The following is a 14127-nucleotide window of genomic DNA, read 5'->3' on the forward strand; positions in this document are numbered from 1 at the left end:
GCCCCAATTGAAAAGGCTTCAGCCACTCCAACCGAACCTACCGGCGCCAGCCGGTAGTCGTTCAGATGAATCTTGACGCCGCGCCATGGGAGGCTATCCTTGGCGCTGTCGAGGTTCTTCGTCCGGTCCTGCCGGACGGAGCCAAGACGGGAAGCCGGTGCAATTCCGGCGCTGCCCCCGCAACTGTGAGCGGCGAGCGGCGATCCATTTCGCGTCACTGGTCCGGACAAGGGACCGGGAAGGCCGGATCGCCGCACTGACCCGCGAGCCAGGAGACCTGCCTCGTCAGATAACGTCCTCCGGCGGGGTGCCCGGTCAGGCCGCGTGCAACACCGCGCCCCGGCTTGTCGCCCGTAAGGGAGGGGCGTCGGCCCCTTGCCGCGCGTCCGGCCGACACCCTTGCCCAACGCAAGGCCAAGTCGATGACCATTCAAGTCGCAACCCTCGGTTTCCCCCGTATCGGCCCGCGCCGCGAGCTGAAGTTCGCGCTCGAGAATTACTGGTCGGGCAAGTCGGACGCCGACTCCCTCTCGCTCGCCGCGGTGGGCCTGCGCGCGGCCGCCTGGGCGCGGCAAAAGGCGCTCGGTGCCGACGTGCTGCCAAGCGGCGACTTCTCGCTCTACGACCATGTCCTCGATATCTCGGCGATGCTCGGCGTGGTGCCGGCGCGCTATGGCTGGGCGGGCGGCAAGGTCGGGCTCGATACCTATTTCGCGATGGCCAGGGGTGCGCAGGATCATGGCGAGGGGTGCTCCCACGCAGTCGACAGCACCGCGCAGGAAATGACCAAATGGTTCGACACCAACTATCATTACATGGTGCCCGAGCTGGCCGCGGGGCAGCGCTTCGCCTTATCGTCGAGCAAGGCAGTCGACGAGTTCAATGAAGCCCGGGCGCTCGGCTATCATACCAGGCCGGTGCTGCTCGGTCCGGTCACCTGGCTGACCCTCGCCAAGGGCAGGGACGTGGAGCCGCTCTCGCTGCTTGATGCGGTGCTGCCGGTCTATGAGGAAGTGCTGGCGCAACTTGCCCGAGCCGGCGCGGACTGGGTGCAGATCGACGAGCCTTGTCTCGTGCTCGATCTCGACGAGGACCAGCGCGCCGCGCTGAAGCGGGCGTACAAGCGCCTCTCGGTGAACGGGCCGAAGGTGATGCTCGCCACCTATTTCGGCGCGCTCGGCGACAATCTGGAACTGGCGACCGACCTGCCGGTGCACGGCCTGCACGTGGATCTGGTCCGCGCGCCCGAACAGCTCGAGGCGGTGTGGCAGCGGGCGCGGCCCGACCTGCTCTTGTCGCTCGGCGTGATCGACGGGCGCAATGTCTGGCGCGCCGATCTCGACGCGTTGCTTGCCCGGATCGGGCCGATCGCCGCCGAACGCGACCTGATCCTCGCCCCGTCCTGCTCGCTGCTCCACACGCCCGTAGATCTCGCGCTCGAGACCGGGCTCGATCCGGAGGTGACGCAATGGCTTGCTTTCGCGGTGCAGAAGATCGGCGAATTGTCAGTGCTGGCGCGGGCGCTGAACGACGGCGCGGAAACCGTCGCCGAGCCGCTTGCAGCGGCGCGGGCAGCGGTCGACGCGCGCAAGACCTCATCGCTGATCCACAACCCGGCGGTCGCGGCGCGGCTGGCTGCGGTCGACCACGCCATGGCGAAACGGGCGCCGCCCTTCGCCGAGCGCAAGCCGCTCCAGCAGGCGCGGCTGAAGCTGCCGAGCTTCCCGACAACGACGATCGGTTCCTTCCCGCAGACGCCCGAGGTCCGCAAGGCGCGGGCAGCCTATATCCGCGGCGAGATCGACGAAGCCGGCTATGAGGTGTTCCTGCGCGCCGAGACCGCCGAAGCCGTTGCGTGGCAGGAGACGATCGGCCTCGACGTGCTGGTGCACGGCGAGTTCGAGCGCAACGACATGGTGCAATATTTCGGCGAGCAGCTCTGGGGCTTCGCCTTCACCCGCAGCGCCTGGGTGCAGAGCTATGGCTCGCGCTGCGTGCGTCCGCCGATCCTCTATGGCGATGTCGCGCGGCCAAGGGCGATGACGGTCGAGTGGTGGCGCTACGCGCAGTCGCTGACGGACAAGCCGATGAAGGGGATGCTGACCGGGCCGGTGACGATCCTCAACTGGTCCTTCGTGCGCGACGATCAGCCCCGCGAGCGCAGTTGCCGCGCCATCGCTTTGGCGATCCGGGACGAGGTACTGGATCTCGAAGCCGCCGGCGCGAAGGTGATCCAGATCGACGAGGCAGCGCTGCGCGAGGGCCTGCCGCTCAGGCGCGCCGACTGGCAGGCCTATCTAGACTGGGCGGTGGAGTGCTTCCGGCTGACGGCCTCGGGCGTGCGCGACGAGACTCAGATCCACACCCATATGTGCTATTCCGAGTTCAACGACATATTGCCCGCGATCGGGGCGATGGACGCCGATGTCATCTCGATCGAGACAGCCAGGTCGCAGATGGAGTTGCTCGATGCCTTTGCCGACTACGCCTATCCCAACGAGATCGGGCCGGGCGTGTACGACATCCACGCGCCGCGCATCCCGGCCGAGGCCGAGATGGTCGAACTGCTCAGCCTGGCGGGCAAGAGGCTGCCGGTGGAGCAGCTCTGGGTAAATCCCGATTGCGGGCTCAAGACGCGGAAATGGGAAGAGGTCCGCCCGGCGCTGATCGCCATGGTCGCGGCGGCGCAGCGGATGCGGGTGCGGGGCGCCTATGATGCCGGCTGAGGTGATGCCGGATGCGCAGCCCGCCGTCCGCGTGACGGCGGTGCCGGCCGACGCCAATGTCTATGGCGACATCTTCGGCGGCTGGCTGATGAGCCAGATGGACCTCGCCGCCTCCTCGGTCGCGTCGCGTCATGCGGCGGGCCGGGCGGTGACGATCGCGGTGGAGGGCATGGCCTTCCACCGCCCGGTCTTCGTCGGCGACGAGGTGTCGGTGTTCGCGCGGCTGATCAAGGTCGGGCGGACGTCGATGCAGGTCGAAGTCGAGGCCTGGGCGCGGGACCGGCATTCGGACCAGGCGAACAAGGTGACTCAGGCGGTGTTCGCGTTCGTGGCGGTCGGGCAGGACCGGAGGCCGCGGCCGGTGCGGGGGATTTAGCCACTACCGCCATGCCGGACTTGTTCCGGCATCCACTCCCCCACGAGCCTTGCGATTTGTGGAACGGTGAACCCCGGAACAAGTCCGGGGTGACGGTGGTGGGTGGGGATCGCTTATCCTTCACCAACAAAAAGGGGCCCGGTTTCCCGGGCCCCTCTTCTTTGTCCCAAGGGACGCGTCGCTTAGTCGCGGTCGCCGGTCAGGAAGGCGGGCGCGAATTCGGGCGCCGGGCCTTCATCCTTGTCGCCGCCCGAACGCTCGGGGCGCGGACCGCGCTCACCGCCGCCTTCGCGACGCGGGCCACGGCCGCCGTCGCCGTCACGGCGCGGGCCGCGGGGGCCACGGTCGCCGCCTTCGCCACGCGGGCCACGGCCGCCATCGCCGTCACGGCGCGGAGGACGCGGGCCACGATCGCCGCGGTCACCGCCTTCGCGGGGCTCGCGGGCAGGACGGGTATCTTCCAGCTCGGCGCCGGTCTCCTGATCGACGACGCGCATCGACAGGCGAACCTTGCCGCGCGGATCGATCTCGAGAACCTTGACCTTCACTGCCTGGCCTTCGCTCAGCACGTCGCTGACCTTCTCGACCCGCTCGTTGCGGATCTCGGAGACATGGACGAGACCGTCCTTGCCGCCCATGAAGTTCACGAACGCACCGAAATCGACGAGGTTGACGACCTTGCCGTCATAGATCTTGCCGACCTCGGCCTCTTCGACGAGACCCTTGATCCACTTGATCGCTGCATCGATCTGCGCCGAATCCGATGAGCTGACCTTGATCACGCCCTCGTCGTCGATGTCGACCTTGGCGCCGGTGGTGGCGACGATCTCGCGGATCACCTTGCCGCCGGTGCCGATCACGTCACGGATCTTCGACTTGTCGATCGTGATCGTCTCGATGCGCGGTGCATGGGCCGAAAGCTCTTCACGGGTGTGGTCGAGCGCCTTGGCCATTTCGCCGAGGATATGCGCGCGGCCTTCCTTGGCCTGGGCCAATGCTGCGCGCATGATCTCTTCAGTGATGCCGGCGATCTTGATGTCCATCTGCATCGTGGTGATGCCCTCGGACGTGCCGGCGACCTTGAAGTCCATGTCGCCGAGATGATCCTCGTCGCCGAGGATGTCGGACAGGACGGCGAAATCCTTGCCTTCCAGGATCAGGCCCATCGCGATGCCCGAGACCGGGCGCTTCAGCGGCACACCAGCATCCATCATGCTCAGCGAACCGCCGCACACCGTCGCCATCGACGACGAGCCGTTCGACTCGGTGATGTCGGAGAGAACGCGGATCGTGTAGGGGAACTCTTCCTTCGACGGCAGCACCGGGTGCAGCGCGCGCCAGGCGAGCTTGCCATGGCCGACTTCACGACGGCCCGGCGCGCCGAAGCGGCCGACTTCACCGACCGAATAGGGCGGGAAGTTATAGTGCAGCATGAAATGCTCGTAGGACAGGCCGGTCAGGCCATCGATCATCTGCTCGCTGTCGCGCGTGCCGAGGGTCGTCGAGCAGATCGACTGGGTCTCGCCGCGCGTGAACAAAGCCGAGCCGTGCGTGCGCGGCAGGAAGTGCACCATCGCCTCGATCGGACGGATCTGGGTGGTGGTGCGGCCGTCGATGCGCTGGCCGTCCTTGAGGATGGCGCCGCGAACGATCTCGGCTTCCAGCTTCTTCATCAGCTTGCCGGCTGCCATCTGGTCCTGCGGAGCTGCGTCGGCGAACGCTGCCTTGCCCTTGGCGCGGGCTTCGTTGAGCAGGTTCGAGCGCTTCGACTTGTCGGTCACCTTGTAGGCGGCGGCGATGTCCTTGCCGATCAGCTTCTTGAGCTTGTCCTTGGCGGCCGAGAGATCAGCCTGTTCGGCCATTTCCCAAGGTTCCTTGGCGGCCTGCTCGGCGAGGCTGATGATCGCGCCGGCTGCCTCGCGGCATGCCTTGTGCGCGAACTGGACGGCGCCGAGCATGACCTCTTCCGAGAGCTCCTTGGCTTCGGACTCGACCATCATCACGGCAGCATTGGTGGCGGCGACGACGAGATCGAGATCGCCTTCCTTCGTCTGCTCGAGGGTCGGGTTCAGGATATATTCGCCGTCGATGTAACCGACGCGCGCTGCGCCGATCGGGCCCATGAAGGGCACGCCCGAGATGGTGAGCGCCGCCGAAGCAGCGACCATCGCGAGCACGTCAGGCTCGTTCTCGCCATCATAGCTGAGAACCTGGCAGATCACGTTGATCTCGTTGTAGAAGCCTTCCGGGAAGAGCGGGCGGATCGGGCGATCGATCAGGCGGCTCGTCAGAGTCTCCTTCTCGGTGGCGCCACGCTCACGCTTGAAGAAGCCGCCGGGGATGCGGCCCGAAGCCGAGAATTTTTCCTGATAGTGGACGGTGAGGGGGAAGAAATCCTGGCCCTCCTTCACCGAGCGCGCGGCGGTGACCGCGCAGAGAACGACGGTTTCGCCGAGCGTCGCCATCACGGCGCCGTCAGCCTGGCGGGCAACGCGGCCCGTTTCCAGCGTGAGGGTCTTGCCGCCCCACTGGATGCTTACAGTTTTCGTATCGAACATTTTATTTCCTTCAACACCGGCCGCCCAATGCGTGCCGGGGCCTATGTGCGGACTTAGCCGGTCCGCGCGGTTCGAGGCCTTTCGTGCCTCGGAGCCAGAACTGCCGAATTGCAGTGTGGCGATATGTCCCCGCCATGGGCGGGGACTCAGTCCGGGCTCCGCCTCGGCGAAAGCCCAAGAAATCTCACGAAAACGGCGCCCGCAGGCGCCGTCCGGGTTACTTGCGAAGGCCGAGCTTCGCGATGAGATCGGTGTACCGTGCCCCGTCCTTGTGACGGAGATAGTCGAGCAGCGACCGACGCTTGTTGACCATCATCAGCAGCCCGCGGCGCGAATGATTGTCCTTCTTGTGGTCCTTGAAATGCTCGGTCAGGTTGCGGATGCGCTCAGTGAGGATCGCGACCTGGACTTCGGGGGAACCCGTATCGCCTTCGGCGCGGGAATGTTCCTTGACGAGCGCTTCCTTGCGCTCTTGCGTAATCGACATCGGTTTCCTTTCAATCAGAGGTTGAAACCACGGACGACCCGGACCTCGCGGTCCTGAACTTCCACCAGAGCGACCGGAACATCGTCCGATATCGCAAAGTGGAGGCCATCGTCTGCGGCGATCCCGATCAACATCCGCCCCTGTCGGAGCAGCCCTGCCTGATCGGGGGTGAGGGATAGAGCCGGGATGTCGTCCAGCCCCGCCCTCAGGGGCAGGAGTTTGTCTTCAAGGGCGCGCCCATGGCCGAGTTCGGCCAGTTTGTCCAGCGATATCGAGTCGGCAAGGGTGAACGGACCGGCCTTGATGCGGCGGAGCATGGTGACATGGCCGACCGTTCCCAGGGCGTGCGCGATGTCGCGGGCGAGGCTGCGGATATAGGTGCCCTTCGAGACATCGGCGGTGAGGGTGATGGTTTCAACCACACCGTCATGCCGGACTTGTTCCGGCATCCATCCATCCCCAGGCGTTGCCGCTTGGGGCGCGATGGACCCCGGAACAAGTCCGGGGTGACGAAGGGAAAGTTGGTGGATCACTACCGAGCGGCTCGCCAGCACAACCTCCTCGCCCGCCCGCGCACGGTCATAAGCCCGCTGGCCATCGACCTTGAGCGCCGAATAGGCCGGCGGCACCTGCTCGATCGGGCCGGTGAAGCGCGGCAGCACCGCTTCGATATCGGCAAGCGTCGGCCGCACGTCCGAGCGCGCTATCTCAACGCCTTCGCCATCGAGCGTATCGGTCTCGACCCCGAAGGCGATCGTGAAGTCATACACCTTGTCGCTGTCGAGCATCCGCCCGGCGAGCTTGGTCGCCTCGCCGATCGCGATCGGCAGCACGCCCGAGGCAAGCGGGTCGAGCGTGCCGCCATGCCCGACCTTGAATTTGCCGTAGCCGCCGGCCCGCAGCGCGCGCTTGACGGCCGACACGCCCTGGGTCGAGCCGAGCCCGATCGGCTTGTTGAGGATGATCCAGCCATGCATCGACGGATCAGGCCCGAAGGCCGGCGAGGCGGAAGAAGAACCTGGTGAGCAGATCGACCGGCGGGCCGACCACGCGCTCGACCACATTCGCGGCGGGCACGATCATCGGCAGGATGACGAGCAGGAACAGCATCACCGCGAACGCATAGCGGGCGATCTGGCCATAATGGAGCGCGAGAGGCCGGGGCAGCAGCCCCTCGACGACATGGCCGCCGTCGAAGGGCGGGATCGGCAACAGGTTGAACACCGCCAGGAAGACGTTGATCTGGATGAAGTTGACCAGATTCCCGAGCACGAAGAGGGCGACTCCGGTCGGCGCAGCGTCGCGCCAAAGCGGGTGGAGCGCGGCGAGCCCCAGCGCGCCGACCAGGGCAAGCACAAGGTTCATCGCCGGTCCGGCCAGCGCCACGATCATCATGTCGCGCCGCGGATTGCGCAATTGGGTCGAATCGACCGGCACCGGCTTGGCCCAGCCGAACACCGGCAGATGCGCGATCGCGAGGCCGAGCGGCACGAGAAGCGTGCCGACCGGATCGATATGGGTGATCGGGTTGACCGAAAGCCGCCCGAGCCTTTTCGCGGTCGGGTCGCCAAGCGCATTGGCCACCCAGCCATGCGATATCTCGTGCAGCACGATGGCGATGACGAGCGGGATGATCCAGATCGCGGCGGCATAGACGGGGTTGTTCATCGTCTGCATCTAGGGATGCGCGCTGCCATGCGCCAGCGCGGCAGGGCTCAGCCTTTCCGCTTCGCCTTCTTCTCTTTCTTCGGCGGCGGGCCGCTCGTCACCAGTTCGTCGATCTTGCATTCGTCGCGATCGACAAGCAGCGAGCCGAACTTGTCGAGTGAGCTCGATCCACTGGTCTTCACGCCGATTCGGGTGGCGAAGGACAAGCCGAGGCACGGGCCCATCAGCGTCGCGTGATACCATTTCCGGCTGCGATCCTGGAGGTAGACCGCGTGATCGCCATCGGCCTCGAAATCATAGATGCCGTCATGATCGACGAACGGGATCGACGCGGGTGTGCCGGGTGGCGTCGGCGCCTTCTGCGCGGTCGCGGCAGCGCCGAGCATCAGCAGGGAGAGGGTGAGCAGGCTGCGAACCATTACGGGATTTGCTCCTCGAAACATCGTCGAGCGTTCTTCTATTGCGCCCCGGCTGTACGCTCGATGAAGTGCCGGCGGCACATCGCCACATAGCGATCATTGCCGCCGATCTCGGTCTGCGCGCCCTCGCGTACCGCATTGCCGCTGGCGTCGACGCGCAGGTTCATCGTTGCCTTGCGACCGCATTCGCAGACAGATTTGATCTCGATCAGCGCATCGGCGATCGCCAGCAATCGCGCCGAGCCTTCGAACAATTCGCCCTGGAAATCAGTGCGCAGGCCGTAGGCGAGAACGGGAATGCCGTCGAAATCGGCGAGATGCGCGAGCTGGTCGACCTGGTCCGCAGTCAGGAACTGGGCTTCGTCGACCAGCACGCAGGCTGGTGGTGCTTCCCCTTCGCGCCGGACGGTGGCGGCGAGATCGGTATCGCGCTCGAAGGCGATCGCATCGGCGCCGAGCCCGATCCGCGAGGAAACCGTGCCGGGCGCGAACCGGTCGTCGATCGCGGCGGTGAACAGCAAGGTGCGCATGCCGCGCTCGCGATAGTTGAAATCGGCCTGGAGCAGAGTGGTCGATTTGCCAGCATTCATCGAGGCATAGTAGAAATAGAGCTTGGCCATTAGGCGAGGGTCTCGATCGATAGGGGGGCGGCCGCGCCGGCCTTTTTCGCGACGCCCTGGTCGAAGGTAGCGAAACGCGTCGCGCCGGCGGCCGTTGCGATATGCATCATATCGGCGAAGTCAGCGCCTGCTTCCAGCCGGTCGATCGCCCAGGCGGCATGGTCCGGTACACTGACCGCATGCGGCAGATCGATGACCATGCGAAGGCCTTGCGCGAGCTTGGTCCTGTTCCAGCCATAGCGCGAGCGAAGCACCCAGGCCGTTTCAATGAATACCGTCGCAGTGACGATGAAATCTTCATCGATGATCGACCGGGCGACGCGCGCCTGGTCGGCATCGTCGCCGGTCAACAGTCTCAGCAGGATATTGGTATCGAGGGCGCGAATCAGGAATCGTCCCGGGTCATGTCGGCCCCTTCGACTGCGAACATCGCATCGACCGCTGCGTTCATTTCCTCGATCGTGACGGGTGGCCCTTCATGCTGGTAGAGCGCCCGGATTTCAGCCACGATCTGATCCGTCGTTCTGCCGCTTTTCCGCGCCAGTGGCCGCAGCAGGATACCTCCGTCGGTCTTGACCACATCGAAGGTCTGACCTGGTTTGTACCCCAAGGCATCCCGAACATCCTTCGGGATGACCACCTGGCCTTTTGCCGACAGGGAAGTTTGTGCCGTCATGTCGGTAAGATGCGTCTTACCGACATATATGTCAATCTTCGGCGTCGGGTTGCGCCAGATCGCGCGCAACGTGCGGATCCTTGAGCAGCTTGTCGATATGGCTGCCCTCGTCGAAGCTCTCGTCAGCGACGAATTTGAGCTTGGCGGCATAGCGCGTCTGCACGCGCGCCGCGGTCTCGCGCTGGAGATAGGCCGTGTTGGTGCGCAATGCCTTGAGCACAGCCGCCTCGTCCTTGCCCAGCAGCGGCTTGATGAACACCGTGGCGTGGCGCAGGTCGGGCGACATGCGGACCTCGGTGACGGTCACCATGTGCTTGGCAAGCGTCTCGTCGTGCACGTCGCCGCGCGCGAGGATGTCGCTCAGCGTATGGCGCACCTGCTCTCCGACGCGGAGCAGGCGAACGGCGCGGGTTTCCGGGGTTTCAGCTGGTCTCATCGCGCCACCATACATTCAGCGGGGATTTTCATCCCCGAAATTGTGAAGTCGCGATAGGTGATCGCAACCGGATCGCCACCCCAGAACGGCTTCCATTGCCGCTCCATCGTCAGCGGCAGGCCGCCGAGATGAAAGACCGACAGTGCCCGCGGCCCGGTCCATCGGAGCAGGATGCAATCATGCCGATGCGCCCGGTACACCACGCTCCGGGAGAAGGGCTGGCCGGACTGGAGGAACACATAAGTGTCGTTCTTCTCCAGCACCGGCGCATCATATTCGGCGGTCGCGACGTAACGGTGGTCGGGCGATTGAGCCCGTTGCCACGCGATCGTCGGCTCGCCGCAGCCGGTCAGCGCCAACCCAAGGGTCAACGCCGCACCGACCCGCAATCCCGCCATCTTACAGCGTCCGTTCGCGCAGCTCGACTTCATAGGTTTCGAGGAAGTCGCCCGGCTTGATGTCGGTATGGCTTGCGAACGTAACGCCGCACTCCAGACCTGCCCGAACCTCGGGCACATCGTCCTTGAAGCGCCGGAGCGACGCGATCTCGCCATTGTAGATGATGACGTCGTCGCGCGTGATGCGGGCCTTGAGTGCCTTGCGGATAAAGCCCTCGGTGACGAGCAGGCCGGCCGCCCGGCCATGCTTGCCGGCCGAGAAGACCTCGCGGATTTCGGCACGGCCGACGACCGTCTCGAACGCCTCGGGGCCGAGCTCGCCCGCCATGCCGGCGCGGATGTCGTCGATCAGGTCGTAGATCACGTCATAATATTTGAGCGCGACCTTCTGGCGTTCGGCGATCTCGCGCGCCTTGGCATTGGCGCGGACATTGAAGCCGATGATCGGCGCGCCGGATGCCCCGGCGAGCGTCACGTCGCTCTCGGTGATGCCGCCGACGCCGGCGTGCAGCACGCGCGCCTTGATGTCGTTGGTCGAGATCTTGTTGATCGAGCCGACGATCGCCTCAACCGAGCCTTGAGTATCGGCCTTGACGACGAGCGGATATTCAATCGCCTGCTTGTCCTTGAGCGCCGAGAACATGCTCTCGAGGCTGGCCGGCGCAGAGGTGGTCCGCTTGCTGGTGATCACGCCCTGGCGATATTCGGCCACCTCGCGGGCACGCGCTTCATTCTCGACCACCGACAGCGGATCGCCCGCACGCGGCACGCCGGACAGGCCGAGCACCTCGACCGGCATCGCCGGGCCGGCTTCCTTGATCTGCTGGCCCTTGTCGTTGGTCATCGCGCGGACCTTGCCGCTCTCGGCGCCGACGACGAAGATATCGCCGACCTTCAGGGTGCCGCGGTTGACGAGGATCGTCGCGACCGGGCCGCGGCCCTTGTCGAGCTTGGCCTCGATCACGGTGCCCTCGGCGGGGCGATTCGGGTTGGCCTTCAGCTCGAGCAGTTCGGCCTGGAGCTGGATCTTCTCGATCAGCTCGTCGAGACCGGTCTTCTTGAGCGCCGAGACCTCGACATCCTGCACGTCACCCGACATTTCCTCGACCACCACTTCATATTGAAGCAGCGCCTCGCGGACCTTCTGCGGATTGGCGTCGGGCTTGTCGACCTTGTTGATCGCAACGATCATCGGCACGCCGGCCGCCTTGGTGTGGTTGATCGCCTCGATCGTCTGGGGCTTGAGGCCGTCATCGGCAGCCACCACCAGCACGACGATGTCAGTGACATTGGCGCCGCGGGCGCGCATCTCGGTGAAGGCTTCATGGCCAGGAGTATCGAGGAAGGTGATCTTCGACTTGTCCTTCAGCGTGACCTGATAGGCGCCGATATGCTGGGTGATGCCCCCGGCTTCGCCCTTGACGACATCAGTGCCGCGTAGCGCGTCGAGCAGGCTGGTCTTGCCGTGATCGACATGGCCCATGATCGTGACGACCGGGGGACGCGGCAGCGCGCCTTCATCGGTATCGTCCTCGGTCTCGATCGCGAGATCGATGTCCGAATCGCTCACGCGGGTGATGTTGTGGCCGAACTCGGTGACCAGCAGTTCGGCGGTGTCCTGGTCGATTGTTGCGTTGATCGTGACGGGCATGCCCATCTTGAACAGGGCCTTGACCAGGTCGGCGCCCTTTTCCGCCATGCGGTTGGCGAGCTCCTGGACGGTGATCGCCTCGGGGACGACGACGTCGCGGATCTGCTTGGCCTGCGCTTCGCGCGGGCCACCCATCCGGCGATGTTCCTTCTCGCGCGCCCGCTTGAGGGCTGCGAGGCTGCGCGCGCGTGCGCCGTCGCCGTCGCCGAGCGCTCGGTTGACGGTGAGCTTGCCGGCTGTCCGGCGATCGTCGCCCTTGCGGTCGCGAAGCTGCGGACGGCTGGGGCTCTCATTGACGGGCGCGCCGGGGCCGGGACGCTTGGGCGCGCCGGCGGGGGCCGCGCTGCTCGTCGGCGCGGGAGCGGCGGCGGGTGCCGGGGCCGGTGCGGGCGGCGGGCGTGGCCGTTCCGGGCGCGCGACCGGGGTAAAGCGGCGGGGTGCCGGCATGCTCGGATCGAGCGATACGCTGACCGGCTGGGGAGGCGCTGGCGCGACGGGTTCGGGGGCGGCAGGCGCGGGCGCGGGAGCGGGGGCCGCTGCTTCGACTGGTGCCGGCTGTTCGGGTGCCGCGGCTGAATCGGGGGCATCGCCGGCGCGGCGATTTTCCTCGGCGCGGCGGCGCTCCTCCTCGACTGCCTCGAGGCGCTCGCGCTCCTCGCGACGGCGGGTTTCCTCGAGCGCGTTCATACGCGCCTCGTCGGCCTCGCGAAGCAGCTTGGCCTGCAGCTCCTGGCGCGACAGCAGCGAGTTGGCGGGCGAGACCGGCGCCGGACGCGGCGGCTCGGGCGCGCGCACCGGGGCGGCGACGGGCGCGGGGGCCTGTACCTCCTCCACCACGGGCGCTTCGGCCTCGCCGGGGCGCCGCAGGACACGCCGGCTCTTCACTTCCACGACCACGGTGTTGGAGCGGCCATGGCTGAAGCTCTGCTTCACCTTGCCCGTCTCGACCGTGCGCTTCAGCCCCAGCGGCGCGCGCATGCCCAGTTTCGGCTTTTCGTTGTCGGTATCGCTCACTCAAATTCCTCGTAGATCATCTTCGTCCGTATCGGGCGCGCCACTGCCCGTCGGCTCGGTTTCAAACGGCGTTGCGCCCTGCGAGGCCGTTTCGCAAGGCGCTGTACTCGGGTCAGGGCCGATAAAATGCAGCCAGCGATGGAGCGCTTCGCCCACCCGCTTCGCTGCATCGGGATCAGTCAGGCCGACATGTACCACATTCTGGCGGCCTAGTGCCACGGCCAATATGGTGCGTGAGATGGGCAACGCCAAGCCCCTGAGGCCGCTGCCTTCTTCGTCATTGCCGACGCGCCAGGCCTGGTCGAGCTTGCGGTTGCCGTCTTCGCCCGCATCGCTGGCGTGGAGCAGGAGGCTGAGCTTGCCGGAGCGGGCAGCGGCTTCGATCCGCTCGGTGCCGATCAGCAGGCCGCCGGAACGCGATTCGAGGCCGAGCCGGTCGAGCGCCGCGCGTTCGAGCGCTGATTCGATCAGCGCGGGCAGGTCGTCGGGGATCAGCACCGGCCCGGTCTTGAAGGCGCGGGCGAGCGCGCCCTTGAGCCTGCCCTTGGCGATCGCGGTCTCGAGCTCGGCGCGGGTGACGCCGATCCATGCCCCGCGCCCGGGCGCCTTGGCGCGGACATCGGGGAGGACATGGCCGTCGGGCGACAGCGCGAGGCGCACCAAGGCGGCGCGCGGCGCGCGGTCGCCGAGCAGGATGCAGCGGCGGATGGGGTCGGCGGCGGTCATGCGGGCAACCCCCTCGTATAACCGTCATACCGGACGTGTTCCGGCATCCACCGTTCCGCAAGGGCAACTGTGGCTAGTTGCGCGGCACCGTGGGCCCCGGAACAGGCCCGGGGTGACGGCAGAATGGGGAGAAGCCCTAGCGCCTCATACTGAGGGATCCGCATGCGCGTCCTCCCTCTTCGGCGCGTCGCGATCAGCGATCAGCTGGCCGCCCGCGCCGTAATTCTCCGTGGAGACTTCCTCGATCACGATCTGCACCGCGCCCGCGGGCTTGCCGAGACGCGCGACCAGCGACGCGGTCACGTCAGCGACGATCCCCGCTTTCTGGTCGTGCGTCGCGGTGCCCGCGATCCGGATGCTGACGAATGGCAT

15 protein-coding genes and 1 riboswitch are annotated in these 14127 nt (G+C 66.2%); of the genes, 2 read left to right on the top strand and 13 right to left on the bottom strand.

Features of this window, described 5'->3' with window-relative positions; genetic code table 11:
• Positions 1–94 precede the first annotated feature (94 nt).
• Positions 95–299: riboswitch (cobalamin riboswitch) on the top strand.
• Between the two features lie 123 nt (positions 300–422).
• The gene (gene metE / locus ABD050_RS14695) at positions 423–2726 is read left to right on the top strand and encodes a 5-methyltetrahydropteroyltriglutamate--homocysteine S-methyltransferase (protein WP_343890168.1); all 2304 of its coding nucleotides are present in this window, start codon (positions 423–425) and stop codon (positions 2724–2726) included.
• A complete protein-coding gene (locus ABD050_RS14700) occupies positions 2716–3102 on the top strand; it encodes an acyl-CoA thioesterase (RefSeq protein WP_343890169.1) in 387 nt (128 codons plus the stop codon). Before metE ends, ABD050_RS14700 begins: the two co-directional genes overlap by 11 nt.
• 182 nt (positions 3103–3284) lie before the next feature.
• Here the strand turns inward: ABD050_RS14700 and pnp are convergent, their stop codons facing one another.
• From pnp to ABD050_RS14765, 13 genes are all read right to left on the bottom strand, one after another.
• Positions 3285–5660, bottom strand: coding sequence for a polyribonucleotide nucleotidyltransferase (gene pnp, locus ABD050_RS14705; RefSeq protein WP_343890171.1), 2376 nt, complete (start codon positions 5658–5660; stop codon positions 3285–3287).
• Between the two features lie 217 nt (positions 5661–5877).
• Positions 5878–6147: a 30S ribosomal protein S15 gene (gene rpsO, locus ABD050_RS14710; protein WP_343890172.1), complete on the bottom strand. Its 270-nt coding sequence runs from the start codon at positions 6145–6147 to the stop codon at positions 5878–5880.
• A gap of 14 nt (positions 6148–6161) precedes the next feature.
• The gene (gene truB / locus ABD050_RS14715; protein ID WP_343890173.1) at positions 6162–7124 is read right to left on the bottom strand and encodes a tRNA pseudouridine(55) synthase TruB; all 963 of its coding nucleotides are present in this window, start codon (positions 7122–7124) and stop codon (positions 6162–6164) included.
• A 7-nt stretch (positions 7125–7131) separates the two neighbouring features.
• On the bottom strand, positions 7132–7815 hold the full coding sequence (locus ABD050_RS14720; RefSeq protein ID WP_343890232.1) for a site-2 protease family protein: 684 nt from the start codon (positions 7813–7815) through the stop codon (positions 7132–7134).
• Positions 7816–7862: 47 nt separating this feature from the next.
• Positions 7863–8234, bottom strand: coding sequence for a DUF6491 family protein (locus tag ABD050_RS14725; RefSeq protein WP_343890174.1), 372 nt, complete (start codon positions 8232–8234; stop codon positions 7863–7865).
• 38 nt (positions 8235–8272) lie between these two features.
• Entirely contained in the window at positions 8273–8854 is a 582-nt protein-coding gene (locus tag ABD050_RS14730; protein ID WP_343890175.1) for a thymidine kinase, read from the bottom strand.
• Entirely contained in the window at positions 8854–9243 is a 390-nt protein-coding gene (locus ABD050_RS14735; protein WP_343890234.1) for a type II toxin-antitoxin system VapC family toxin, read from the bottom strand. The genes ABD050_RS14730 and ABD050_RS14735 overlap by 1 nt, the downstream gene beginning before the upstream one ends.
• A complete protein-coding gene (locus tag ABD050_RS14740; RefSeq protein WP_343890176.1) occupies positions 9240–9599 on the bottom strand; it encodes an AbrB/MazE/SpoVT family DNA-binding domain-containing protein in 360 nt (119 codons plus the stop codon). The genes ABD050_RS14735 and ABD050_RS14740 overlap by 4 nt, the downstream gene beginning before the upstream one ends.
• Positions 9562–9966 carry a 30S ribosome-binding factor RbfA gene (gene rbfA, locus ABD050_RS14745; RefSeq protein ID WP_343890177.1) on the bottom strand — a complete coding sequence of 135 codons (405 nt, stop codon included), beginning with the start codon at positions 9964–9966 and terminating at the stop codon, positions 9562–9564. Before rbfA ends, ABD050_RS14740 begins: the two co-directional genes overlap by 38 nt.
• Entirely contained in the window at positions 9963–10364 is a 402-nt protein-coding gene (locus ABD050_RS14750) for a hypothetical protein (protein WP_343890178.1), read from the bottom strand. The genes rbfA and ABD050_RS14750 overlap by 4 nt, the downstream gene beginning before the upstream one ends.
• Before the next feature lies 1 nt (position 10365).
• Positions 10366–13029 carry a translation initiation factor IF-2 gene (gene infB / locus ABD050_RS14755; protein ID WP_343890179.1) on the bottom strand — a complete coding sequence of 888 codons (2664 nt, stop codon included), beginning with the start codon at positions 13027–13029 and terminating at the stop codon, positions 10366–10368.
• A complete protein-coding gene (locus ABD050_RS14760; protein WP_343890180.1) occupies positions 13030–13755 on the bottom strand; it encodes a DUF448 domain-containing protein in 726 nt (241 codons plus the stop codon).
• A gap of 144 nt (positions 13756–13899) precedes the next feature.
• Positions 13900–14127, bottom strand: a complete 228-nt coding sequence (locus ABD050_RS14765; RefSeq protein ID WP_343890181.1) for a tautomerase family protein — start codon at positions 14125–14127, stop codon at positions 13900–13902.

The organism is Sphingomonas oligophenolica (genome assembly GCF_039522915.1).
Lineage (GTDB): Bacteria > Pseudomonadota > Alphaproteobacteria > Sphingomonadales > Sphingomonadaceae > Sphingomonas > Sphingomonas oligophenolica.

Excerpts from the sequence above, each read along its gene's own strand:
- metE (WP_343890168.1), top strand. The coding sequence starts at position 423 with ATGACCATTCAAGTCGCAACCCTCGGTTTCCCCCGTATCGGCCCGCGC.
- ABD050_RS14700 (WP_343890169.1), top strand. The coding sequence starts at position 2,716 with ATGCCGGCTGAGGTGATGCCGGATGCGCAGCCCGCCGTCCGCGTGACG.
- pnp (WP_343890171.1), bottom strand. The coding sequence starts at position 5,660 with ATGTTCGATACGAAAACTGTAAGCATCCAGTGGGGCGGCAAGACCCTC.
- rpsO (WP_343890172.1), bottom strand. The coding sequence starts at position 6,147 with ATGTCGATTACGCAAGAGCGCAAGGAAGCGCTCGTCAAGGAACATTCC.
- truB (WP_343890173.1), bottom strand. The coding sequence starts at position 7,124 with ATGCATGGCTGGATCATCCTCAACAAGCCGATCGGGCTCGGCTCGACC.
- ABD050_RS14720 (WP_343890232.1), bottom strand. The coding sequence starts at position 7,815 with ATGAACAACCCCGTCTATGCCGCCGCGATCTGGATCATCCCGCTCGTC.
- ABD050_RS14725 (WP_343890174.1), bottom strand. The coding sequence starts at position 8,234 with ATGGTTCGCAGCCTGCTCACCCTCTCCCTGCTGATGCTCGGCGCTGCC.
- ABD050_RS14730 (WP_343890175.1), bottom strand. The coding sequence starts at position 8,854 with ATGGCCAAGCTCTATTTCTACTATGCCTCGATGAATGCTGGCAAATCG.
- rbfA (WP_343890177.1), bottom strand. The coding sequence starts at position 9,966 with ATGAGACCAGCTGAAACCCCGGAAACCCGCGCCGTTCGCCTGCTCCGC.
- ABD050_RS14750 (WP_343890178.1), bottom strand. The coding sequence starts at position 10,364 with ATGGCGGGATTGCGGGTCGGTGCGGCGTTGACCCTTGGGTTGGCGCTG.
- ABD050_RS14760 (WP_343890180.1), bottom strand. The coding sequence starts at position 13,755 with ATGACCGCCGCCGACCCCATCCGCCGCTGCATCCTGCTCGGCGACCGC.
- ABD050_RS14765 (WP_343890181.1), bottom strand. The coding sequence starts at position 14,127 with ATGCCATTCGTCAGCATCCGGATCGCGGGCACCGCGACGCACGACCAG.